This is a genomic window from Variimorphobacter saccharofermentans (genome assembly GCF_014174405.1).
Lineage (GTDB): Bacteria > Bacillota > Clostridia > Lachnospirales > Lachnospiraceae > Mobilitalea > Mobilitalea saccharofermentans.
This window is the reverse complement of record NZ_JACEGA010000001.1, coordinates 3,512,586-3,535,246: the sequence shown is the minus strand read 5'-3', so window position 1 is coordinate 3,535,246 and position 22,661 is coordinate 3,512,586. Positions and strand designations below refer to the sequence as shown.

Annotated in this window: 21 protein-coding genes and 1 pseudogene; 14 read left to right on the top strand and 8 right to left on the bottom strand. The window is 37.3% G+C overall.

The window, feature by feature from the left end:
* The first annotated feature begins 63 nt into the window (after positions 1–63).
* A complete protein-coding gene (locus H0486_RS15300; RefSeq protein ID WP_228353822.1) occupies positions 64–453 on the top strand; it encodes a hypothetical protein in 390 nt (129 codons plus the stop codon).
* A gap of 6 nt (positions 454–459) precedes the next feature.
* Here the strand turns inward: H0486_RS15300 and H0486_RS15295 are convergent, their stop codons facing one another.
* Complete coding sequence (locus tag H0486_RS15295; RefSeq protein WP_228353821.1) at positions 460–699, bottom strand: DUF6061 family protein; 240 nt, start codon at positions 697–699, stop codon at positions 460–462.
* 735 nt (positions 700–1,434) lie between these two features.
* Here H0486_RS15295 and H0486_RS15290 point away from each other — a divergent pair.
* The 5 genes and pseudogenes from H0486_RS15290 to H0486_RS15270 form a co-directional block, all read left to right on the top strand.
* Positions 1,435–1,644, top strand: a pseudogene (locus H0486_RS15290) (GNAT family N-acetyltransferase); the annotation flags it as partial.
* Positions 1,645–1,668: 24 nt separating this feature from the next.
* Complete coding sequence (locus H0486_RS15285) at positions 1,669–2,490, top strand: acyltransferase (protein ID WP_228353820.1); 822 nt, start codon at positions 1,669–1,671, stop codon at positions 2,488–2,490.
* A gap of 95 nt (positions 2,491–2,585) precedes the next feature.
* On the top strand, positions 2,586–2,969 hold the full coding sequence (locus H0486_RS15280) for a cupin domain-containing protein (protein WP_228353819.1): 384 nt from the start codon (positions 2,586–2,588) through the stop codon (positions 2,967–2,969).
* A 172-nt stretch (positions 2,970–3,141) separates the two neighbouring features.
* The gene (locus tag H0486_RS15275) at positions 3,142–4,110 is read left to right on the top strand and encodes an alpha/beta fold hydrolase (RefSeq protein ID WP_228353818.1); all 969 of its coding nucleotides are present in this window, start codon (positions 3,142–3,144) and stop codon (positions 4,108–4,110) included.
* Between the two features lie 39 nt (positions 4,111–4,149).
* Positions 4,150–4,587 carry a GNAT family N-acetyltransferase gene (locus H0486_RS15270; RefSeq protein ID WP_228353817.1) on the top strand — a complete coding sequence of 146 codons (438 nt, stop codon included), beginning with the start codon at positions 4,150–4,152 and terminating at the stop codon, positions 4,585–4,587.
* Positions 4,588–4,592: 5 nt separating this feature from the next.
* Here the strand turns inward: H0486_RS15270 and H0486_RS15265 are convergent, their stop codons facing one another.
* Complete coding sequence (locus H0486_RS15265; protein WP_228353816.1) at positions 4,593–4,949, bottom strand: winged helix-turn-helix transcriptional regulator; 357 nt, start codon at positions 4,947–4,949, stop codon at positions 4,593–4,595.
* 137 nt (positions 4,950–5,086) lie between these two features.
* Here H0486_RS15265 and H0486_RS15260 point away from each other — a divergent pair, with 137 nt between their 5' ends.
* The gene (locus tag H0486_RS15260; RefSeq protein WP_228353815.1) at positions 5,087–5,896 is read left to right on the top strand and encodes an SDR family oxidoreductase; all 810 of its coding nucleotides are present in this window, start codon (positions 5,087–5,089) and stop codon (positions 5,894–5,896) included.
* Between the two features lie 86 nt (positions 5,897–5,982).
* Here H0486_RS15260 and H0486_RS15255 read toward each other — a convergent pair whose 3' ends face one another.
* Positions 5,983–6,579 (bottom strand): TetR/AcrR family transcriptional regulator, encoded by a 597-nt coding sequence (locus tag H0486_RS15255; protein ID WP_228353814.1) that lies wholly within the window; start codon positions 6,577–6,579, stop codon positions 5,983–5,985.
* 187 nt (positions 6,580–6,766) lie between these two features.
* On the opposite strand from H0486_RS15255, the gene H0486_RS15250 reads away from it, so the two are divergent.
* Entirely contained in the window at positions 6,767–7,957 is a 1,191-nt protein-coding gene (locus H0486_RS15250) for an alpha/beta fold hydrolase (protein WP_228353813.1), read from the top strand.
* Positions 7,958–8,203: 246 nt separating this feature from the next.
* Here H0486_RS15250 and H0486_RS15245 read toward each other — a convergent pair whose 3' ends face one another.
* The gene (locus H0486_RS15245) at positions 8,204–9,367 is read right to left on the bottom strand and encodes an IS110 family RNA-guided transposase (RefSeq protein WP_228353812.1); all 1,164 of its coding nucleotides are present in this window, start codon (positions 9,365–9,367) and stop codon (positions 8,204–8,206) included.
* A 392-nt stretch (positions 9,368–9,759) separates the two neighbouring features.
* Here H0486_RS15245 and H0486_RS15240 point away from each other — a divergent pair, with 392 nt between their 5' ends.
* Genes H0486_RS15240 through H0486_RS15230 form a run of 3 tightly spaced genes read left to right on the top strand, consistent with a single transcriptional unit; the run spans position 9,760 to position 12,417 of the window.
* Positions 9,760–10,350, top strand: a complete 591-nt coding sequence (locus H0486_RS15240; protein ID WP_228353811.1) for a TetR/AcrR family transcriptional regulator — start codon at positions 9,760–9,762, stop codon at positions 10,348–10,350.
* A gap of 32 nt (positions 10,351–10,382) precedes the next feature.
* Positions 10,383–11,153, top strand: coding sequence for an SDR family NAD(P)-dependent oxidoreductase (locus H0486_RS15235; RefSeq protein ID WP_228353810.1), 771 nt, complete (start codon positions 10,383–10,385; stop codon positions 11,151–11,153).
* Positions 11,146–12,417 (top strand): condensation domain-containing protein, encoded by a 1,272-nt coding sequence (locus H0486_RS15230; RefSeq protein ID WP_228353809.1) that lies wholly within the window; start codon positions 11,146–11,148, stop codon positions 12,415–12,417. The genes H0486_RS15235 and H0486_RS15230 overlap by 8 nt, the downstream gene beginning before the upstream one ends.
* 14 nt (positions 12,418–12,431) lie before the next feature.
* Here the strand turns inward: H0486_RS15230 and H0486_RS15225 are convergent, their stop codons facing one another.
* Positions 12,432–13,280: an AraC family transcriptional regulator gene (locus tag H0486_RS15225; RefSeq protein WP_228353808.1), complete on the bottom strand. Its 849-nt coding sequence runs from the start codon at positions 13,278–13,280 to the stop codon at positions 12,432–12,434.
* A 267-nt stretch (positions 13,281–13,547) separates the two neighbouring features.
* Positions 13,548–14,648 (bottom strand): C45 family autoproteolytic acyltransferase/hydolase, encoded by a 1,101-nt coding sequence (locus tag H0486_RS15220; RefSeq protein ID WP_228353807.1) that lies wholly within the window; start codon positions 14,646–14,648, stop codon positions 13,548–13,550.
* Between the two features lie 308 nt (positions 14,649–14,956).
* Here H0486_RS15220 and H0486_RS15215 point away from each other — a divergent pair, with 308 nt between their 5' ends.
* Positions 14,957–17,962 (top strand): insulinase family protein, encoded by a 3,006-nt coding sequence (locus H0486_RS15215; protein ID WP_228353806.1) that lies wholly within the window; start codon positions 14,957–14,959, stop codon positions 17,960–17,962.
* 166 nt (positions 17,963–18,128) lie between these two features.
* Here H0486_RS15215 and H0486_RS15210 read toward each other — a convergent pair whose 3' ends face one another.
* Together H0486_RS15210 and ymfI are read right to left on the bottom strand one after the other, a co-directional pair.
* Entirely contained in the window at positions 18,129–19,532 is a 1,404-nt protein-coding gene (locus H0486_RS15210; protein ID WP_228353805.1) for an amidophosphoribosyltransferase, read from the bottom strand.
* Positions 19,533–19,770: 238 nt separating this feature from the next.
* Complete coding sequence (gene ymfI, locus H0486_RS15205; RefSeq protein WP_228353804.1) at positions 19,771–20,502, bottom strand: elongation factor P 5-aminopentanone reductase; 732 nt, start codon at positions 20,500–20,502, stop codon at positions 19,771–19,773.
* 266 nt (positions 20,503–20,768) lie between these two features.
* Between ymfI and H0486_RS15200 the strand changes: the two genes are divergently transcribed.
* Both H0486_RS15200 and H0486_RS15195 read left to right on the top strand, forming a co-directional pair.
* Positions 20,769–21,656 carry a hypothetical protein gene (locus H0486_RS15200; RefSeq protein WP_228353803.1) on the top strand — a complete coding sequence of 296 codons (888 nt, stop codon included), beginning with the start codon at positions 20,769–20,771 and terminating at the stop codon, positions 21,654–21,656.
* A gap of 106 nt (positions 21,657–21,762) precedes the next feature.
* The gene (locus tag H0486_RS15195; RefSeq protein ID WP_228353802.1) at positions 21,763–22,647 is read left to right on the top strand and encodes a YitT family protein; all 885 of its coding nucleotides are present in this window, start codon (positions 21,763–21,765) and stop codon (positions 22,645–22,647) included.
* Positions 22,648–22,661 lie beyond the last annotated feature (14 nt).

The following is a 22,661-nucleotide window of genomic DNA, read 5'->3' as shown; positions in this document are numbered from 1 at the left end:
ATTGCATGTGAAACACTTTAAGTATGTAGGCGTAGTACTTTAGATAGTAAAGGAAGATACGATATGCAAGAAATATTAAATACATTGTTGGTTTCATGTATACCAGCAATAATTACAGGAATTGTTACATATTTAACTGCTAGTAAAAAAGCAAAATCAGAAATAGCCACATTGCAAGAGAGTAATAAACATGATATTGACAAATTGATGAAACAACATGAGGTGGATATTGAATCTCTTAAAGAGAAGCATCAGCTTGAAATAGAAAAAAGTGAGCAGGATCACCAACATAAAATTGAGATAATGCAACTTGAACACAAAAATGCATTAGAAAGTAATGAAAAGCAGCAAAGTAATGCGGCAATGTTTAGTGTGATGTCTGATGTGATTGCCAATCCACAAAAATTGCAAGGGTTATTGGACTTAGCAAATAACCCTGCATTCAAAAAATAATAGATTTTACGGACACCAATCCTCATCCATAGCATCAGCCCATTCCTGCAGCTCTCCGTCGAGAGCTAATGCAGCATAGGTAATCGGCTCTTCAATCGCCAGATTGTCAATTAATCTCTGTGAGTTAGGCGTAGTATGTAATCCTTTTTCTGCTTCAGCGCAGGATAAAAAGAGTAAGGTGTTATCGGCAAATGCTATATCAATGCCATTCTGGAATTGGTTGTAGTAAGCAAAATGTATTTTCATAATCAGAGTCCTTTCTTTATGCGTTGTTAATTGGTATCAGGAGTGTTTTTGGGTAGTCCTGGACAGCCCTAGGCAGTCTGCAGTATACAACAGGTATGCAACACTAATTTTCATAAACCCTGTATTTATGGGCTTTTCAGGATATCAAAACGTTAATTTTGGTTCTCAAAGAGATAATCAGAACATAATGGGGGTGTTTCATAATGTATCAGCGGGGATAATTACTTACCATAATACACTGTCGGAAGAACATGTTGCTGTATTTTGCATGAATCAGGCAAATATTTATTGTTTATATGCAAATATAAATATTCGCCAGAGACATATAAAATCAGTAATATGTCCTTTCGTCTGTGTGTGAGGTAAGTAATTGTCCCCGCAAATGTATTGTGAAACATCCCCAGCAATCGTATCTATAATATTGGACGTAATTTTTCTTTATTTAAGCAAAGTAACATGATATACTTGATAGAAAGCAGATTCCATTTTACAGAATAATGGAGGAAAAGTTGTGTGTATATCATATAAAGAAGAATGATTAAGTTCACTGGAGTATATTGATTTTTAAAAAGAACGGATCTTGGCTCACAGTATCCCAAAGAAAGATTTCTTGAACGAATTGAGAAATTGGTTAAGAATGTATCAATTAGTCTTGTTGCCCGCGATGATGAGAATAAAGTGGTAGGAGTTTTATTCGGACTTACTGACTTTTGCTATTGACTATATGTTAGGGATTTAGGTGTCGACAGAACCTATGAAGGACAGGGAATAGGTAAGACATTAATGAGAAAAGCTCATGAGATAGCAGGAGGGGAAAAAGATATAGCGGTATATCTTATTACAAATGATGATGCAATTCCATTTTATGAAAAGCTAGGTATGAAACTGGCAGATGATGTAATGCAATATAACAAAATTGAATGGACAGAGTTTACAGTTGAGTAATCATATCTAGTAAAGGAGTCTATTATGATACAAGAAATATATATTGATGGAAAAGGAAATAAAATTTTAGGTAATAATCCTATACTAGAAAGATCATCTGTGAACTTCTTTGGAAATAACAATATTCTATTTTGTGATGATCATGTAAGACTAAACGGAACTACAATAAATTTTAATGGTAATAACTCTCTGATATTTTTGGGGAGCTGCAATAAATATAATATAGATATTGATATATTTAATAATTCGGTCATCCATATAGGAAAATCAAGTTATTTTAATAAAAACCTTAAGGTTATTATATCAGAATGTAAGCATTGCTTTATCGGTGATCATTGTATATTTTCAGCAGATGTAATAATTAGAAATTCGGATGCACATTTAATATATACCTGTGATACAAAAATGAGAATTAACATGACAGAAAGTATCTATATAGGTGACCATGTATGGATAGGACAGTACGTTAATATTCTAAAAGGTACTCAGATTGATTCTGGTAGTGTTATAGGTGCAAGTAGTGTTGTTGCTGGAAAAAAGATACCACATAATACGATATGGGCAGGCAGTCCTGCTAGACAGATTAAGGAAGATATCTTTTGGGATAAGTCGTGTGTACATGGGTTTACCGAGGAAATGACAGAAGCGAGTATGAATTATACTGATTTTCTCTCAAAAAAGATAGAGGGTTGTCAAGTAGATTATTGGACATATCAATATAAGGAAGATGAGACTATTGAATGGTCAACATTAGAGGCTGTTTTTTCAAAAGGTAACTGCTTAGATAAATGTGATTTCTTGATTATGATGAACAGTAACAGAGCAAAAAATAGGTTTGTACATTAACATTAAGACTATACTATCCCTTGTTATACGAGAGCAGTATATTTCGGAATAAGGTGTAAGAATTGACAAAATTAATATTAAGGGAGAGTATAATCATGAATACTATGAAAGGCACACATTACAGCATGGTAAATGTAGGAGCACTAGGTAATTTTACAGGAAAAACCTTTGTAAAGGAGATGTTGAACACAACTGGAATGGAAGTTTCCCTCGGAACACTAGGTGTAGGGGAATCCGTACCGTTTTTTCATCATCATAAGGAAAATGAAGAAGTTTATATCGTATTAAGTGGTAAAGGCGAATTTACAATTGATGGAGACAAAATTGCTGTGGAAAGTGGAAGCGTAATCCGAATTGCTCCGGTGGCAAGCAGATGTACTCACAATACAGGGAATGAGCCATTGATTTATATCTGTATTCAGGCAAAGGAGGGTTCCCTTGGTGGTTACACTGTGACAGATGGAGTGATAGAAGAGTAATAAATATTTGAATATTCTTGTTGGTTAATGGATTGGGGTTGTTGATAGCGATATCAGCGATCCCTTTTTTGTAGAATTTTTACGTTTGAGATCAATGGAAAATAGTACAAAAAACTTGGCAAATTTTTAACAATAATAGTATAATGAATAAAAACACTTATGGAGAGTATGTATGAATAAAATACGGAAGGCAATTATATCCTCAAATGAAGTATCGGAATTGAAAACCTATACCTTAGGAGGATATTCTCAGAAGGTACTTATTGAAGGAAAGAAAAAAACGAATCCGATTGTCATTTTCCTTCATGGTGGACCAGGTGCGCCGATACCTTTTTGTGAAGGGTGCCGGGGAATGTTTCCGGAGCTGACTGGGAAAGTAACCATGGTTTACTGGGACCAGTTGGGATGTGGAATTAATAATCATAAAATAGACGATACATTTACGGTAGAATCATTTGTCAAGATGACAATTGATTTGATAAAGAATATTAGGAATGATTTCAAGGCATGTACGGTTAATATTTTCGCTGTATCCTGGGGAAGCATTCTGGCTGCTAAAGTAGCGGAGGCAGAACCAAAGCTATTGCATAAAGTGATGGTTTACGGACAAGTATTGAAGCAACTTACATTTAATGATGAAGTGTTCGAGGTCCTGAAAAATTCAAGTATGCCACTTAAGAATAAAAAAAGATTGACCGCATTAAAACAATCATCGGAACGTACCTTGAAAGAACTGAGAATGGTGATGAGATGGATTGGTAAATATACCGAAGGATACCAAGCGAAGGACACGGAAAAATCTCCTATAGGAGCAATTATACGAGGAATATTAACTAGTCCGGATTATTCCTTGAAGGATTTTATAGCAATATTTGCAAATGGATATTTGAAAAATACATCTCTATTATATGAAGTAATGAACATGGATCTTTCAGATACATTAAAAGGAATAGAAATCCCATATCTTATTCTACAGGGTGATACGGATATAGTAACGTCTACCCAGATGATTTCACGATTTGTAGAGAATGCAGGCAATCGAAATCTGAGTTGTATAAAGGTTGAGAGAAGTGGACATATGCCAGGATCAAAAGGTATGGAATCTATTATTAATACCGGATTTGAATTTTTGAAGAAATAAGTGAATAAGTAAAATATTAATAGAAAGAAGTGAGGATATATGATTAGAGAAGTCCTGGAACAAGACTTAGAAGGATTATTAAAATTATACACACAGTTACATAACAACACTATGCCGGAAAAAACCGAAGATTTGAAAAGTCTGTGGAATTATATACTAAGCGATAAAAATCATCATATTATCGTAGCAGAAGAGGATGGACAAATTGTTTCCTCCTGCGTATGTGTCATTGTTCCAAACCTGACGCAGAATCAACGACCATATGCACTGATTGAAAATGTCATAACCGATCCAAGCTTCCGAAACAGGGGATTGGCCACTGCCTGCTTAGATTATGCAAAGGAAATAGCAAAGAAAGAAAATTGCTATAAAATGATGCTGTTAACAGGTTCAAAATTAGAAAGCACATTAAGATTCTATGAACGTGCCGGATATAACAGAAATGATAAAACTGCGTTTATTCAATGGATAAAGTGATGCGCCTAGACGTTATATTTTACTATCCACTGAAATAACTCGTTAAACATAGGGAGTAGGCCAAGACCTCGTTCGCTTAGGGAATATTCAACCTTCGGAGGTATTTGGGCATACTCCTTTCTTATGATTAATTGATCTCTTTCTAGCTCCTTCAATTGTGTACTAAGCATTTTATGGGTAATGGGAGCTGCTTGTCGTTTGATCTCACCGTATCGAATTACTTCATGATATCCAATGATATATAGGAGCTTAAGTTTCCACTTTCCCGATATCATGGCAAAGCTTTCGTAGATTTTATCAGCACCGAGTAATTCATAAATACATTCTTCCGTATCGTTCTGGGTCAAATATGATTTCTCCATAATAGGCCTCTCCTTCTTACAGATAAATTACTCTCCTTTTTGATAGTACCTTACATTATTGTGCGTACTTGTTGGATTAATACATATTAATTATAATCGAAGGGAATTCAAAGCACAAGGATAAGGAGTGAATTATTATGAAAACAGTATTTATAACAGGTGCATCCTCCGGCATTGGAAAAGAAACTGCGAAGCTGTTTCAAAAAAAGGGATGGAATGTAGTTGCTACCATGCGTAAACCGGAATTAGAAAAGGAACTCAATACGTACCCCAATGTTAGGATATTAAGATGTGACGTAACAGAAGTGGAAAGTATACATAATGCAGTAGAAGCTACTATCAAAGAATTTGGAATGATTGATGTGCTCATAAATAACGCCGGATACTATACGGTGGGATCATTGGAGGAGTCATCCAGCGAGCAAATAAGACGGCAGATTGATACTAACTTACTGGGATTAATTGAAGTTACGAAAGCAGTCATTCCCTATTTTCGAAAGCAGAAATCAGGCATTATTATAAACCTGTCCTCCATAGCAGGAAAGCTCTCCATCCCATTACAATCACTTTATAATACAACGAAATTTGCAGTAGAGGGATTTTCTGAATCTCTGCAATATGAGCTGGAGCCGTTTCATATTAGAGTAAAGCTGATTGAGCCGGGAACGATAAAAACAGAGTTCTGTGGAAGATCAATGATTGTTACGACAAAGGATGATATAACGGAGTATCAAGATTATTCTAAACGGGTAATCGGTAATCTGATTAAGAATGGAAATAGTGGATCAGATCCCAAGTTCGTCGCAAAAACCATATATAAGGCAGCTACTGACGGAAAGAAACGGATGAGATATATTACAGGTAAAATGAAGGAGCTTGTTATAATCAGAAAAATCCTACCATTACGCGTATATCAAAAACTAGTGAAAATGATTCTTCAAGCATAATAATGAATCTTGATAACTAATTTATGCAGTTTCCTATTCAACTTCTACCAATTTGGCCGGTGTGATAAGGTAGGATACGATCGATACTACATATGCATATATAGAAATGAAAAGCTGCCAGAAGGAGCAGACAATCCCTTTTCAAGTGTATCAGCCAGAGCTTTCATTTTCATAAAGGATTGCTCAGATGTCCAAGTGAATATGCCGGGATCCAATAAAAAAGTAAATACGGACAGAATAAACTCGGCATACTCTAGCGGATATTCACAACGAAAAATGCCTTCATTAATACCCTGCTCAATAATATGTGAGATAATTTTTGATAGTGACAGTAATATTTTAGCCAGGGATTTCTGATGAATTCCTGCGTTTTGAGGCATGTGAAGATAAGCATCCAGTGATGGATCCACATAGGAACTTTTATAGGTTTGCATTAGAAGAGCAAACTTCTCCAGAGCATTCCCGTTGCTTTGATCTATAATATGATTACAGTTCTGAATAATATTCTCGTATTCTCTTTCTACCAATGCATCCAATACTTCCTCTTTGGAACGAAAATAGTAATATAGTCCGCCCTTGGCTATTCCGGCTCTCTTGGCAATGTCGCTAACAGAAGCGGTACCGGCGGTACCTTCCTTAAACAATTCTTGCATTGTATTCAGTATTAATTCCTTTTTGTTCATAGTAATCCTCTATTCTGCCATAATATCATATATTAGTGTGGAAACACAGTATCCGCTGTATGAATTGGCTATAGGCATCATCTTAATATATATAAAATAGCATATAAAATAAAAGTTGACCAGCGTTTAAATATATGTTACCATAATTGTGAAAAGTTGACCACTGGTCAAAAACTGGAGGATAAAGATGAGTAAAATAATTATTATGCTTATTATGATTGTATGTTTTGTACTATCACTTGTTGTAGTGTTTGTGAATGGTATTAGATGTGGGGTAAGCTGCTTACAGCATCGGGATAGCTTCTTAAGAATACAGGCATTAAAGAAAAGTGGAATTGCGTTTCTAGTTGTACTTATTTTAATTTTCATTGTAACCTGGATCTCACAACTCGCGGTATATACACCGAAAATCAAAGGAAACGATGGGAAAGTGTTAGAAGGAAGTATCGCAGAACTAAGAAAGTTAACTGTGAATGGACATAAAGAGTGGATTAGTATACGTGGCAAGGATAAAACGGCACCCGTTCTTTTGTTTTTAGCAGGTGGTCCAGGAGGCACCCAAATGGCTGCTACCAGACATGAGCTAGCGGCTTTGGAGGAGCATTTTGTTGTAGTTAACTGGGATCAGCCCGGAAGTGGTAAATCCTATCGTTGTATGAAACGCAGCGACATCACTGTACAAACCTATATAAATGATGGTGTAGCACTAACAGAATATTTACTGGAACAGTTTGGGCAGAGTAAAATTTATTTAATGGGTGAGTCCTGGGGAAGTGCGCTTGGAATATTCCTCATTAGTAAAAAACCGGAGTATTATGCTGGATTCATTGGTACGGGGCAGATGGTAGACTTTGAAGAAACGGAACGAATGGATTACAATAAGGCCTTGGAAATTGCATCAGAACGTAAGGATCAAAAGACCATAGATAAGCTTAAAAAGCAAGGAGAACCCCTTTACTATAGTGGCAATATAGCGATGCAATCTGCCACCTATCTCAATTATCTGTCAGCTTATATGGGAACCGATCCTAATATCACCAATGGCGGTTATAATACCTTTAGAGACATGTTTTCTTCTGAATATGGTATGATGGACTCCGTTAATTATTTACTTGGTATCATGAACACATTCAATGCGGTCTATCCTCAATTGTATGAGATGGATTTGCGAGATCAATATGTGAGGGTGGATGTTCCTGTCTACTTTTTCCTTGGAAGACATGATATCAATGCGCCGATTTCTATTGCGGAAGATTATTACGACAGATTAGAGGCTTCTAAGAAAGAATTGATTTGGTTTGAACATTCCGGACATAGTCCATGGCTCAATGAAACAGATTCCTTTATCAAAGAAACAGTAAGAGTATTCTTAGATTAATGAAGTAGTAATCAAGGTTTCCCCATAGAAATAAGAGATACCGGCTGGAAACTTGAAAGTCAGATAATCGATCACTGATACAGCCAGCATAAGGAAAGAAACATGATTTTATTCTTTGGAGACCAACTATGAAAAGTCAATAGTAAAAGAGAAATTTTCTTAAGCTTATTTATTATAATAAAGTGCATAACAAATAAAGCATCATAAAGGTGCTTTCTGAAAATTAAATATAGTTGATAGGTAAGGCTAAGCTAAATTGAATTCAACGTTAGAGTTCATCATCTTATGTATAACACGGACTAATTTATGAGCTACATGGCCAAGAGCATTGTAGTGACGACGACCTTGAGAGACTTTTAAATCATAATATTCCTTGAAAGTTTTATTTACCAAGGTGGTTTGCCATGCTGCATTTATTAGTGCATATCGAAGTAGTTTGGAACCTCGTTTGGACATTCGTGTTCTAGCGGCAGTGAAATTTCCTGATTGATATACCGATGGATCTAGCCCTGCATAGGCGAGCAGTTGGCATGGTTTATCAAAACGTGATATATCACCGATTTCTCCAATAATCATGGCACCGTTTATTGCTCCAACACCAGGGATAGTCTTAATAACAGAATCCATCTTATCCATGATTTCATGAATGGATTGATCTACTTCGGCAAGCTGTTCTGTGTACATTTCAATCTGTTTTATCGATTGCAAAATCTGCAAAGATAGGGTATCATTTTTAATACCGACAGATTGCGATGCAAGCTCTTTTAAATGTACAGCTTTAGACTGTTTAAAGTGTCCGCGAGAGGACTTTGATAAAAGGTTAGTTAACCTTGTGAGATGCATTTTCGCAATTCTGTCGGGATTTGGTTGCTCTTTTAATAGAGTATAACAAGCTTTTCCGTGAATACCAGATTTAAAGAAATACTGGAGTTCCGGGAATAACAAATCCACATAAGTCACAAGTTGAATTTTAACCTTTGTCCTAGCCTTCATAAGTTTTTGACGGAAGCGACATAGGTTTTTTAATTGCAAGGAATTGTAATCGCGTTCCGAATATAAATGATAGTGGTTTAAAGTTAAAGCTTTGATAATGAGATAAGTATCCACCGAGTCCGTCTTGGTTTTACGGATATTTGATTTCCTAAGAGAGGAAGTTTGAATAGGATTGATTATACAAACCTGAAATCCCCTTGTGAAAAGGAAGCTGGTAAGATTTTCTGCATAATGGGCAGTAGATTCCATACCAATATAAAGCTCTTCTTTAGAATAGGAATCTAAATGTTTCAGTAGTTTTTGAAATCCACTATGGTCATTTGAAAAGGCAAATGGTTTAACAAGGACTTCACCATCTGAATTAATAATGGCTGCATAGTGTGTTTGCTTGGCAATATCAATGCCAACGTAAATCATAAGATCAACTCCTTAGTAAATAATCACTGTGTTTGTCCACCGAGTTTTATCATCATAGACTTGCGTGACATAAAAGTTCTAACGATTAAATCGTATTGACTTATCCAACTATAAATGATTCAGATAAAACTGTGGCAATACACTCCTAAAAATAGTCAAAGCTATAGGATAAAATAAAAAGTCCACAGTGTTACTATTGATTATAACAAAGTTGAAAAGAAAGGAGAGTATTGATGTATTTGTTACTAAATACATCATACAAGATAAAATGATGTTTCTTTTTTCTATGATGATGAAGTTTATATAAATACTTATTGCATATATATGGTAACCGTGTTATAGTGTCATCAATGAATGAAAAATTATTCATTGAAAAAGGGAGAGTTATCAACATGCCAAAATCAAAAGAACAGTGCGAAGAAATTAGAGAGGCAACAAAGCAGAAAATTATTCGAGAATCCATCCTTTACTTTTCAAGAAATGGTTTTGCAGGGACAAAAATCAGTGAATTATCCAAAGCGATCGGAATCGCCCAGGGCACCATATATAACTATTTCGAATCGAAGGAAGATTTATTTATTGAGATTAATAAGGTGATTAACCATCAGGATCTCAATCAGTTGAAGCGTCTCGCTAAGCTCCCTATCCCGGCAAAAATGAAGATACGGAAGTTATCCGAGGAAGTCTTAAGAAGCCTACAGGAGGAGCCGGGATTTGCAGAGATGATTACACTTGGCACTCAGCAAACCTATGGATCTGGTGAGAATGTGTCAGCAGAAGCATCCTACCAAAGTGAGGTATTTAAGCTTCTTGCGAAAATAGTAGAACAGGGTCAGAAGGAAGGAAGTATCGTGCAAGGAAGTGTTATGAAACTGGTGGATTATTATTGGGGTGTGGTATATTTATACGCTTTGAAAAAGCTATTTACCAAGGAGTATGAGATGATTAATGCAGAAGATTTGGATAGAGTTTTACTAAAATAAATGGTATAGAATTTTTAGGGATGGAGGCTTTTATGAATTTATTTGATTTATCAGGAAAAGTTGCTGTAGTAACGGGTGCGTCCTCGGGAATAGGAGCTGACGCGGCAATCGCTTATGCAGAAGCGGGAGCGGATGTGGCTATTCTGGCAAGGAGAATGGAAAAACTAGAGGTAGTAAAAAGAAAAGTCGAGGAATTAGGAAGAAAAGCACTGGCAGTTCCCTGTGATGTGTCCAGTGAAGAAAGTATAAAACATGCGGTAGAAGTAGTACTCTCCGAATACCCGAAGATTGATATACTATTGAATTGTGCAGGAATTGCTGTACGGGGAGGGGTCGAGGACGTTACGATTGAAGACTGGGATAAGAGCTTTGATATCAATGTTCGTGGGTACTTTCTCATGAGCAAATACATATTACCGGTAATGGTTAAAAATAATTATGGAAAGATAGTGAACATCTCGTCAGTAAACGCGATAATCGCTGATAAATATGACAAGCTGATACGAATACCCTATAATTCCTCGAAGGCAGCAGTTGTAGGGCTAACAACAGGTATGGCTGCTGCTTATGCAAAATATAATATTACTGTGAATGCGGTAGGGCCAGGTTTTTTTATTACTGAGATGACCACTGAGATGGCAAAATCCTTTGTATTCAAGAAGATGTACAATGCGATTGTACCTGCAGGAAGAGCAGGTGAGCAGGGGGAGGTGAATGGAACCATCCTTTATCTTTCCAGTGATGCATCGAAATATGTACAGGGCCAGTTTATCTGTGTAGATGGAGGGGTTTCTATTGTCTAACGATATCATAACGGAACGAGCGGATTTATTTGAACCTAATATTAATATTGTTATGGTTGCTGATATTATCGGCCTGACATCTGATGAGATTCTGATCGAATCTGTGAAAAAAGCATTTGAGGTAAACGAGGCATTACACTCCAGGATTATACTTGATACCTCGGGTAAAGCCTGGTATGAGAAAAGCTTTACTCGGGAAAATACCGTCTATGTATCAGATAAACCCTGGCAGGAGATTCAAAAAGAGCAGGAGAAAATACCATTTCGAATCTGGGAGGGCGAGCTGATTCGTGTCTTTTTGCTTCATGTGGGAAGAATTATAAGACTTCTGGTTATTGCACATCATCTTGCGGGTGATGGAAAATCGATTGTTTACTTTATAGAAGATATCATGCGCGGGCTGAACGGAGAAGTGTTGGAATATAAGCCGTTAAGATTGATTTATCCCCAAGAGCTTCCAGCAAAAAGTAAGCTTCCGTGGTATGTAAGACTGCTGACGATGAGCTATCACAGGAAATGGTTACAGAATGCAAGAGTATTTCAATTTACTGATTATCAGAGGATGTTCACACAATATTGGAATCAAAGGAGCTCCATTATATATCTGGAGCACTTTGATAAGGATGAGCTGAATAAGCTGCATCAGCATGCAAAACAGGCTGGTGTAACTATTAACAGCTTTATTGCCACCGCATTTTTATATGCCTATCAAAAGAATGCGGATATTGGAGTTGCAGTTGATATCAGGGAAGATCAGAATAGGAATATGGGGAATCAGACCACGGGAATCAGCATTAACTATGGTTATGCTGAAAATAAATCATTTGAAGAAAATGCCCGAGAAGTACAGAGTCGAATACGTAAGAAGATCTCGAATGATTATCATAAGCATTTTATACTGCAATTTATAGCCGCTATGGATGGGACATTAATTGATTCTGCTTATATGAAACTGTATGGTGACTATCACAATAAGATTTCGGGGAGATTTGCCGAGCTGATGCAATACTCCGGCAATTCTAAGGACTTTGGGATAACCAATTTAACAAGACTTGATATTCCCAATCAATACGGAAGATATAGGTTGGAGAATTTTCTTTTTATACCACCGATTATGTCCTATGTAAAAAGAGTGGTTGGAGTTGCTACCTTGGGTGATGAAATGAATATTACTTATCATATCCTGAAGGAAAATGATTGTGATATGGAACTTGCGATGTTCAAAAGGGCAATCAGCTGTCTTCGGGATACCGGTTCCCAATAATGGGAAGAAAGTACTTACCGCTTTCTTTTTATTTGAACAGGGATCCAGATTTCACTTTCATATGTATCGGAAGATGTATCACCGTCCGTATAACATTCTATATCGTGAGTATTAAGAAACTCATATTTGGCCTGTGGGAGCCATTCGGTATAGATGCGATTCCACATATCTTGTATTGCATGGGGCATGGGACCGATGCACCGAAACACTGCCCATGTATAGGCAGGTATTATCACCCGACGGAAACCCGGCGGCATCTCATTTGCTAATTCTGTACGACATCCGATACAGTATTCGAATTCTTGATTACATTCCGCCGAAAAAATACGGATGCCGAATTCACCACATACCTTTTCCAATAGTCCTGCTTCCTGATACTCCTTCCAATAGAGAGGAATTTCTATGCCATAATTCTCGCCAATAAATTTACGAGAGGTTACAACCACTTTAAAGGAAGGCTTTTTTACTATACTGTAATCTATGGTGCTGCCACCTTGCACTGTGAGTTTAAGATAAAGGCGATTGAATGATTTGAGCTTAGCACCTGATTTTTTGGCCTGTATGGGAGAGATGCCATGGAAACGCTTAAAGGCTTTGGTAAAGCTTTCTGGAGTATCGTAACCGTATCTTAAGGCAACATCAACAATTTTATTATTACTGTCCAATAATTCCTGCCCAGCTAGTGAAAGTCGTCGATTGCGAATGTACTCGCCTACCGTCAGTCCTGTTAGTAATGTAAAGGATCGCTGAAAATGAAAGGAAGAAATATGAATATGAGAAGCCACAGAGTCACAGGTAATCTCGGATAAAAGGTTTTTTTCAATATATTCAATGGCTTCATTTAATGCATATACCCATTCCATATCATTAAGCTCCTTTACAATGCATTTCTATTTGATTACACTCATTCAATCACATTATAACAGAATAGAAATATATGACAAGACACGGAATAAAGTATTAAAAGATGAGATTACCGGAAAGGTATGATGATAGCCGGTAATCTCTTTTCATGTCTGTTATTAGGCAATTGCGAAACTCTGCAGATATCTTATTTGTGTATACTGCAAATACATATTCCTGCGCAAACCCGCTCCTTCCGCTATGGTTTGCTTCGGAGTATGTATCCACTAGAAAGGAACTACTTCGAAGAACTCCTTGTTCCCGGGCTCATTGATTACGGTTATTTCCTTCTCGCAATTTCCAATTTTCTTATCAACGTAGTAATCATCCCAGCCATTCTCTTCACGGCCACCCCAGCAAATGGAATATTTTCCTTCGTTAACATCCATTACGACGGACTTAACCGTACCGAACCAGTCCTTATAATACCATACGGTCATGCCTTCCGGATACTTGGTGAGAAGAAACTTCTTAAGTCCCTGTTCCGTAATGCTTTTAGTATGCTCTACATATTTCTTTATGGTTTCATAACGAACCAGGGAGTTACGCATCGCAAAGCTTTCCCTGTTCTTAAAGGAATCAATGGCAATATGATTAGTAGCGCATAAAAAGGTTGAGTCGCCCAGGTTTCCACCCTTTTGAATAGCCATCTCACCATCCATAGTTTCCACCAGAGCGATGTTCTGCTCCCGATCGGCAAGAAGCAGATTCATGTTATATGCAATCGGTATTTCCTGAAGCTTATTCAAAGCTTCTTTAATATTTTTACAGTTGTCAAGCAGACTTCGTAAGACAATCCAGAAGTGCAGACCCTGAATTGCTGGCTCGCGCATACCGGGGATGTTGCTTACAGGAAAACCACAAGAGGATAAAGATACTGCTAATCCGCATTCGTTAATTCCCTCTGAACGTCCAAACTCTATAAGGGAACCACCAATATGAGCATATTTTCCGGTGGGTGCAATCCGGTATACATGAAAGTCTTCATCTTCTATGCTGAATTCGTAGTTACGTCCCAGTAAGATATGTCCATTCTCTGTATGAGGTGGAAGTAGAGCGAGTCCGGAACATCTTGGAACCAAATGGCTCATCCATGTGAAGGCATTTTCACGAAGAGGCATACCCACTTCATCACAGAAGCCGATTAACTCCTCCTTAATCCCAGGGCAGTGTTGATCATAGAGTGCGAGTGCTTTCTCAATTTCTTCTTCATTAAAATGCTCCGGAGGAGCAGCACGAAGATCCTTTCCTGTTAACTGTGCTATCTTACGTCCGATTTCATAATGCGATCCTTCGATTTCATAATAAGCGGTTTTAACGTTTTGCATTTGAACTACATCCTTTCTTTTATTGCTGCCAATGAAGCGTATGATATAGCTGATAGCAGCGGCAGGGTTATTGTAGCTATATTATAGCTTGATACATCATTGGAATCCTGTCATTTTCTGCTTTTATTTGGCAGATTTTATAATGATTCTTAAGGTTTAATTAGAATTTAGTAACAGTACTTGTTTTATTATTTTTGCGTTGGTAAAATAATACAGACGAACTACTGTAAGGGTTCCTAAACTCTATCTGCTTGCAGCGGTTTCGCTGTTATTGACAGCAATATTATGAAAAAGAAAGAAGGTTAAGCATGAAGAAAAGAGTCTATTTAATACTGGTAGCAGTGTTTCTGTGTTTATCAGTAGTGTTAGGGTCATCCCGGTCAGCCTTAGCAAAAGAAAATGTAAAAAAAGGAGATAAGATCTCAGGTTTTACGGTGAAGAATATTGATTATGATGCGCCGACCAGTTCAACCGAGATTTTATTTGAACATGAGAAAACCGGTGCGAAATTACTTGTAATTCAAAATAATGATATTAACCGGGGATTTGCAATTAAATTTAATACGATTGCTGAAAATGATAAGGGGATTAATCATATCATAGAGCACTCCGTATTAGGAGGAAGCAAGAAATATCCCAGCAAGAACATTTTATTTGATGTGTCAAACACTACATATAATTCCTTTGTAAATGCTTTTACCTATAAAAATATGACGGTATATCCCATATGCTCGAAAAGCGAAGAGCAGCTACTGAAATCAGCTGATATTTATCTGGACAGTGTATTTAATCCGTTACTTTTATCGGATAAAAGAATTTTTGAGAGAGAAGGCTTGCGTCTTGAATTAAAGGATGAGTCTTCTGATCTGATCTATAACGGTATTGTATACAATGAAATGCAGGGAAGCTTGGGAAGCATTGAAAGTGCTGCTGTCAGTAATGCGTCAAAAGCCATATTCCCTGATTCACATCAGGGTAACATCTCTGGAGGAGATCCCGATGCAATCCGTACATTAACCTATGAGGAAGTACTTAAAACATATAAGAAGAACTATCACCCATCGAACTGTCTAATCGTTCTTTATGGAGATTTAGAGTATAAAGCATTCTTAAAAATGATCGATAAGGATTATTTATCTTCCTATAACAAGAAGAATTATAAAGCAGATCGTGGTACACAAAAGGCATTTAAGAAGTTAGCGGAGAAGACGTATAGCTTCCCGGCAGCAAAAGGTACCGATAGCAATAAGGCCGTAATTGATTTGGTTTTTGCATGTAGCGATAGCAAGAAAATGGGCTTTGAGGATTATGTAGGCCTTAATATTGCTATCTCCCTACTCAATCTTGATAACTCAGAATTAAAAAAGGCTTTAATGGATAGTAAGATAGCAGAATCCTATAGTATTGGAATTGATACGACAACCTATCAGCCTACAATACATTTTATTGCACAGAATGCAGATGCCTCAAAGAAAAAAGAGTTCTATAATATAATAGTTAAGGAATTAAAGGCAGTTGTGAAGAAGGGCTTCGATACAGATCTGGTAAGGTCCTCCCTACGTACCATGGAATTTGAACAAGCGTTAGGAAGTACAGAAGGCAGTGCAGTAAATGCAATAATACAGGCATGTTTGTATGATGATATCTTTGGAGACTCTCAGATCGACTATAGTAGCTACTATGAAAAGATTGTATCTAAGCTTGATAAGAAGGTTCTTGAAAAAACAGTTGATAAATACTTGGTTAAAAACAACTTTGCTGCATTGACTGTTACAGAAGCAAAGCCAGGTCTTTTAGAGAAAAACCAAAAAGCATTGGAAGAGAGCCTTGCAAAAATGAAGGCGTCCATGTCTAAGAAGGAAATAAAGGCTCTAGTGAAGAAAACGGAAGATTTTAATACATGGAACAATCAGGAAACACCGGATGATATTCTTAAATCCTTAAGAGCAGTATCATTAAAGGATATTACCTCTGAGATTAAGGAGCGTGAAATTAAGGAAACTACTGTTGGCGGAGTGAAGCTTGTTACCGCAATGGCAGACATTCCGTCCGTTAGTGCAATCAGGATGAACTTTAATTTGAGTCATCTGACCATGGAAGAGTTGCTATATTTGAAGTTCTACTCCGATATGCTAAGTTATGGTATGGCTACCAAAAACAGAACAGAAGGCCAGATTTTAAGCGAATCTACCGAAAAGCTTTATAGTGGCTTGCCATCAGTTGGAGCAATAATGGAGGATGACAAGGATACCAAAGCATATCCGGTCATTACTTTCAGCTACTATGGCTTTAAAAATGAATATAAGGATACCTTTGATTTAGTATCTGATATTTTATTAAATTCGGATATCGAAAATATCACAACCTATGGTTCGAGAACTATTTCGAATTTAAAATCGTACTATCAATATATGTTTGCTGAACCGTTGTCTTTGGCTGCATATCGTGCTTTAGCATATACAAGCCAAACCTATAGATATTATAACTATCTGAATGGATTGGATTACTATAATTTCATTCAGAAATTAGAAAAGAATCTGGCTTCAAATCCGGATGAGGTAGTAAAGAAATTAAGCGAAGTACGTACGAAAGCATTTACGAAAAATAACTTGGATGTTCTGTTTGTCGGAGGAAGTAATGCTCAGGCAGCATTCCAGGATGCAATGCCTGATTTTACAAGCAAGCTGCCGGATGAGAAGTACGAGAAGGTGACACATAACCTTCCGGTACCGTCTAAGAGAGAGGCATTAACCAATAACTCAACTGTTCAGTACGTTATTTCCAATTCCTCTATGTCGGAAAATGGTGTACCAACCAGTGCTAAGATTAATGTAATAACCAGTATACTCAACAATCTTATGCTTACACCGGAAATTCGGTTAAAGGGAGGCGCTTACGGAGTAACAGCCTTTGCAGAAAATGATAATTATGTTACCTATACCTATAGGGACAGTAATTACGTGAATTCTTTAGCAGTTATCGGTGGCACGGACGAGTTTTTACTGAATACTCAATCATTTATGACGGAGGATGCCTTAGAAAGCTATAAGATGACGGCCTATGCAGCAGCCAGCCCAAGCTCCAATGAGATTACAGACGCAATGGTTGCATTACAGAGCTATTATCTTGGTATCAGCTTACAGGATCGTCTGAATGTGTTAAATGAGATTAAGGACACATCCCTTGCGGATATTAGTACCTATGCAGATTATATGGAGAAGATAAATGGAAACAGCAATTATGTAGTTGTTGCATCCCCAAGTGAGATAGAAAAAAATAAATCCATGTTTGATAAGGTAATTCCACTTCAATAATGCTGTAAAGAATGGTCTGATGCATAATGTATCAACAGAGACTATGATTTACCTCACACACAGACGGAAGGACATGTTACCAATTCACAAAATTGCCAATATGTTCTTCCGACAGTGTATTATGGTAAGTCATAGTCCCTATTATAAAATATGCAACAGACCATTCTTATTCTTTTCCATTCCAGCAATAGGTACATAGTTTACATGGACTAATACCAACGGATTTCACCATATCATCCAAACGATGGTAACGCAAGGAAGTGAAATTCAATTCTTCTTTTATTGTTTCTAACATATTTTTATAACGATCCGAATCCGGATTCGAATATTCTTTTAAGACTTCCTCGGACTGAGTTCCCTCAAGCTTTTGAATCACTCTTCTGGTGATCAGATCCATATCAGAAGTGGAACGGGAAAAATTCAGATATTTACAACCGTATAATAAAGGTGGACAGGCAGGACGAATATGTACCTCTTTAGCACCACTTTGGTATAAAAACTCCGTTGTTTCCCTGAGTTGGGTACCACGTACAATGGAGTCATCAATCAATAATAAGCTTTTATCCTTGATTAAATCATGAACCGGAATAAGCTTCATTTTTGCAATGAGATTACGTTTGCTCTGGATGGTCGGCATGAAGGAACGCGGCCAGGTAGGAGTGTATTTAATAAACGGTCTGGAAAAGGGAATATTGGAAGCATTGGCATAGCCGATGGCATGCGCAGTTCCGGAATCCGGAACACCAGCAACGATATCCGGTCTTACATTGTCACGTTGTGAAAGCAAAGCACCACAGTTATATCGCATTTGCTCTACACTGACTCCCTCATAAGAGGAAGAAGGATAACCATAATATATCCATAAAAAGGTACAGATTTTCATATCGGTTCCAGGCATGCTTAAGGTTGTTACTGCCTCCGGAGTCATAACTACAATTTCACCCGGTCCTAGTTCTTTATAATTATTATATCCGAGATTCAAATAAGCGAAACTTTCAAAGGAGGCACAGAAGGCCTCTTCCTTTTTGCCGATTACCACAGGAGTTCTTCCTAAACGGTCCCTGGCAGCAAAAATACCTTTTGACGTCATAAGAAGGAGCGACATGGAACCATCGATGATTTCCAGAGCATATTGAATTCCTTCAACGATATTATCCTTTTGGTTAATGATCGCTGCAACCAATTCCGTAGCATTAATATCGCCACCGCTCATTTCTAAAAAATGAGTATTTCCTTTGCTGAAGATATCTTTCACAATAGCATCTGTATTATTTATTTTTCCTACGGTTGTTATGGAGTATGTCCCGTGATGGGAGCGTACGATGAGAGGTTGTGATTCATAATCGGAGATACATCCGATTCCGAAGTTGCCCTCCATCTTATTAACATCCTTTTCAAATTTTGTTCGAAAAGGAGAATTTTCAATGTTATGGATTGCACGGTCAAATCCCTTTGGGCCATAAACAGCCATTCCGCCACGCCTTGTTCCTAGGTGTGAATGATAATCCGTTCCAAAAAATAAATCAAATACACAATCTGTTTTTGACGTTACTGCAAAAAATCCGCCCATTTGACATCCTCCATCATTTACGATTAAATCATAGTGCAGCTACTCATAAGAGAAACTGACAAAAGTATCATATTACATGGAATGATGTTTGTAAACGTGGTTATATATTAGTAATTTTAATGTGATTTATTAGTAGAGTAGGGTGTCAAAAGTCTGGTTTAGCTTTTAGAGGAATATTAGTACATATATATTCATTGGTGTAATCTGCCGACTTTTGAAACCCTAATCTTAGTTCATATTAAATCCACCCGCCGTCCAATCCGATGATCTGTCCTGTAAGATATTCGTTCTTATAAGCAAGATGATATACCAGATCAGCAACCTCTTCTGCTCTTCCCAGACGACTTGCAGGGATTTCATTTATTAATTGCATGAGCTCGTCATCGGTTAGGAAGCGGTTCATTTCGGTATCGATTGCACCACAGGAAACTGCATTTACTTGTATATTACTGGGTGCCAGTTCTTTCGCCAGTGCCTTTGTAAAGGCATTCATTCCACCCTTAGAAGCGGAATATGCGACCTCACAGGATGCGCCAACTGCTCCCCATACGGAAGAAATATTGATTATTTTTCCGTATCTGTTTTTCACCATGTCTGGGATAGCTAGAGAACAGCAATTAAATACGGAGGTTAGATTGGTTGAGATTACCCGATTCCAATCCTCCGGCTTCATGTCGGTAAGAAGGCCGATATAGGATATACCTGCATTATTAACTAATACATCTATGCTGCCATATAGCTTTTTTATCTGCCTGAATAATTCACTGGCAGCATCATAACTCCCCATATCACCCAGGTAAGCATGGCAGGAGATCTGATAGGTCTCAATTTCGGCCTTGGTCTTCAAAAGCTCTTCCTCATTGTGTGCGCAATTTATAACTACGTTATAACCTTTTTTTGCGAATTTGACTGCGATTGCCTTACCGATGCCACGTGAAGAGCCGGTAATTAACACCGTTTTTTTATTCATTGATATCAACCTCCAGTACTATACTACAAATGTAAAATATTGTATATTAAGAATAATCAGACGATATATGACTTGTCTTAAGATGCTTCTAAAATAAAAGCTTTTCACGGCCAACTCCTTATATTTAGTATAGCATAATTCTAACAGAGTAGTCATCTCTTAAATCTCGTAACATCACGAATAAATATGTGGTATCGCAGGAAGAAAGATGCGTTGATTAACGGAGAAGGGTATGATAAAATGACACCAAGATGGGAGTGAGTCGTTTGGCACGTAACAAAGGGAAAAGCACAGTTTCCAAAATCCTAAAGTATGTCATAATTATCTTATTTTTATTGACGGCTGGAATCTGCGGTTATGCATTTACCATATACTATTTTTCAGATCCGGATGCTGACATCCTTGTGGCAAATCAAATACAGCAGGAACAGGAGCCTATAACAAAAGCGAGTATTGATGACATTTCGAAGAACCTCATATACGGATATGATACTAAGACGGGTGAGATTAATAATATCATTTTAGAAATATATCATTGTAAAAAGAAACAACTTACCTATATTACAATTCCGACAAGAACACAATTTACCATGTCGGATACCTTATATCGGAAGCTGGTACCAGTTTATCCATCGATTCCTCAGGTGATTAAACTGTCTGCCATATCAAAGTATCTGGATGATGATACAAGGTTTGATTATGGTGTGTTAATTCTGGAGGATCTTCTGAGAATTGATATTAGCTATTATACAGCCATTCCCCAGGAAATCTTTGACGAGATTTTTACAATGGATGAGATAACCCGTTCAAAGGATGTTGCTATTGATGATGAGCAATCAGAGAACGATGACAATGATGACAATAAAGAAATGGTACATGCAGCCGTATTCAAGACTTCCTATAAAAAGAAGATGGGGAAGCTGAAAACAAAAGAAGATCTCAGTAATTATATTGAAGAGCTTTATTCTGAGATCACTTCAAACCTTTCGTTTCATGATAAAATGAATTATCTGGACAGCTACTGCAGGACATCAATCGATAATGTCAGCTTTGATCTGATCAGAGGAGATGACAGGAACAGTGCTTTTGTGGTGAATACAACGCTAGTAGAGATGCAACTGGCGCAATTAACTACTGCTGATATTGTAGAATAGAAGAAGTAACATAAAGGGAAGTACAAATATTTGCATAAACTAAAGTCTATATGCGTACCATAAAAACGTACAGGACAAAGATTGGTAACGAGGCGGATAAATGGTTATGGCTAAGAAATTAATGAAAAATCGGAATATATTGATTTTACGAAAGTACCTAATCATTATTGTAGGTGCCATTTTAATGGCAGTGTCTGTCAATTTGATATTTGAACCGATGGAGCTGGTAACCGGTGGGGTATCCGGTCTTGCGATTGTTGTAAAGCATCTGACAAAGAACATCATTGAAGGGGGCTTTCCCCTTTGGCTGTTTACCATCCTATGCAATGTACCCTTATTTCTTCTTGCCATAAAAATTATGGGGAAGAATTTTGTGGTTTCGGCACTGTTCGGAACCATAGCCTTTGTCCTGGCGTTAATGGTTATTCCAATCTATGATTTAAAATTAGATGATTATTTACTGGCATCCATTTTGGGTGGTGCAATTGGCGGCGCCGGAATTGGTTTGATATTCTCGGTTCAAGCCTCTACTGGTGGAACGGATCTGATCGCAACCTTGTTTCATTATTATAAAAGGCACATTACAGTGCCGCAGATATTAATCATAATAGATGGTATTATCATTGTAATTGGTGCCATCGTATTCGGGCTGGGGAATGCATTATATGCCATTATTGCTGTGTATATTAACGGGAAGGTTTCGGACGGTATAGTGGAAGGCTTAAAATATGCGAAAATGGCGTATATTATATCGGATCATTATACTCAGATTGCAGACTCCATTCTTCATAATCTGGATCGAGGTGTCACTGGTCTGAGCGCGACTGGAATGTATTCTAATAAGGAAAGAAAGATGTTATTTTGTGTTGTATCCAAGAAAGAAATCGTGAAAATCATAGCAATTTCGAAGAAAATTGATCCGAGTGCCTTTGTTATTATCAGTGATGTCAGAGAGGTAATGGGGGAAGGTTTTATTGAATATAGACAGTAAAATAAGCAAATAGC

What these genes read in the sequence shown, in the direction of transcription:
- H0486_RS15250 (WP_228353813.1), top strand. Translation starts at nt 6,767, where the DNA reads ATGAGTAAAATAATTATTATGCTTATTATGATTGTATGTTTTGTACTA.
- H0486_RS15210 (WP_228353805.1), bottom strand. Translation starts at nt 19,532, where the DNA reads ATGGGCGGATTTTTTGCAGTAACGTCAAAAACAGATTGTGTATTTGAT.
- H0486_RS15280 (WP_228353819.1), top strand. Translation starts at nt 2,586, where the DNA reads ATGAATACTATGAAAGGCACACATTACAGCATGGTAAATGTAGGAGCA.
- H0486_RS15295 (WP_228353821.1), bottom strand. Translation starts at nt 699, where the DNA reads ATGAAAATACATTTTGCTTACTACAACCAATTCCAGAATGGCATTGAT.
- H0486_RS15245 (WP_228353812.1), bottom strand. Translation starts at nt 9,367, where the DNA reads ATGATTTACGTTGGCATTGATATTGCCAAGCAAACACACTATGCAGCC.
- H0486_RS15255 (WP_228353814.1), bottom strand. Translation starts at nt 6,579, where the DNA reads ATGAACAAAAAGGAATTAATACTGAATACAATGCAAGAATTGTTTAAG.
- H0486_RS15235 (WP_228353810.1), top strand. Translation starts at nt 10,383, where the DNA reads ATGAATTTATTTGATTTATCAGGAAAAGTTGCTGTAGTAACGGGTGCG.
- H0486_RS15240 (WP_228353811.1), top strand. Translation starts at nt 9,760, where the DNA reads ATGCCAAAATCAAAAGAACAGTGCGAAGAAATTAGAGAGGCAACAAAG.
- H0486_RS15220 (WP_228353807.1), bottom strand. Translation starts at nt 14,648, where the DNA reads ATGCAAAACGTTAAAACCGCTTATTATGAAATCGAAGGATCGCATTAT.
- ymfI (WP_228353804.1), bottom strand. Translation starts at nt 20,502, where the DNA reads ATGAATAAAAAAACGGTGTTAATTACCGGCTCTTCACGTGGCATCGGT.
- H0486_RS15265 (WP_228353816.1), bottom strand. Translation starts at nt 4,949, where the DNA reads ATGGAGAAATCATATTTGACCCAGAACGATACGGAAGAATGTATTTAT.
- H0486_RS15270 (WP_228353817.1), top strand. Translation starts at nt 4,150, where the DNA reads ATGATTAGAGAAGTCCTGGAACAAGACTTAGAAGGATTATTAAAATTA.
- H0486_RS15300 (WP_228353822.1), top strand. Translation starts at nt 64, where the DNA reads ATGCAAGAAATATTAAATACATTGTTGGTTTCATGTATACCAGCAATA.
- H0486_RS15275 (WP_228353818.1), top strand. Translation starts at nt 3,142, where the DNA reads ATGAATAAAATACGGAAGGCAATTATATCCTCAAATGAAGTATCGGAA.
- H0486_RS15285 (WP_228353820.1), top strand. Translation starts at nt 1,669, where the DNA reads ATGATACAAGAAATATATATTGATGGAAAAGGAAATAAAATTTTAGGT.
- H0486_RS15195 (WP_228353802.1), top strand. Translation starts at nt 21,763, where the DNA reads ATGGCTAAGAAATTAATGAAAAATCGGAATATATTGATTTTACGAAAG.
- H0486_RS15260 (WP_228353815.1), top strand. Translation starts at nt 5,087, where the DNA reads ATGAAAACAGTATTTATAACAGGTGCATCCTCCGGCATTGGAAAAGAA.
- H0486_RS15215 (WP_228353806.1), top strand. Translation starts at nt 14,957, where the DNA reads ATGAAGAAAAGAGTCTATTTAATACTGGTAGCAGTGTTTCTGTGTTTA.
- H0486_RS15225 (WP_228353808.1), bottom strand. Translation starts at nt 13,280, where the DNA reads ATGGAATGGGTATATGCATTAAATGAAGCCATTGAATATATTGAAAAA.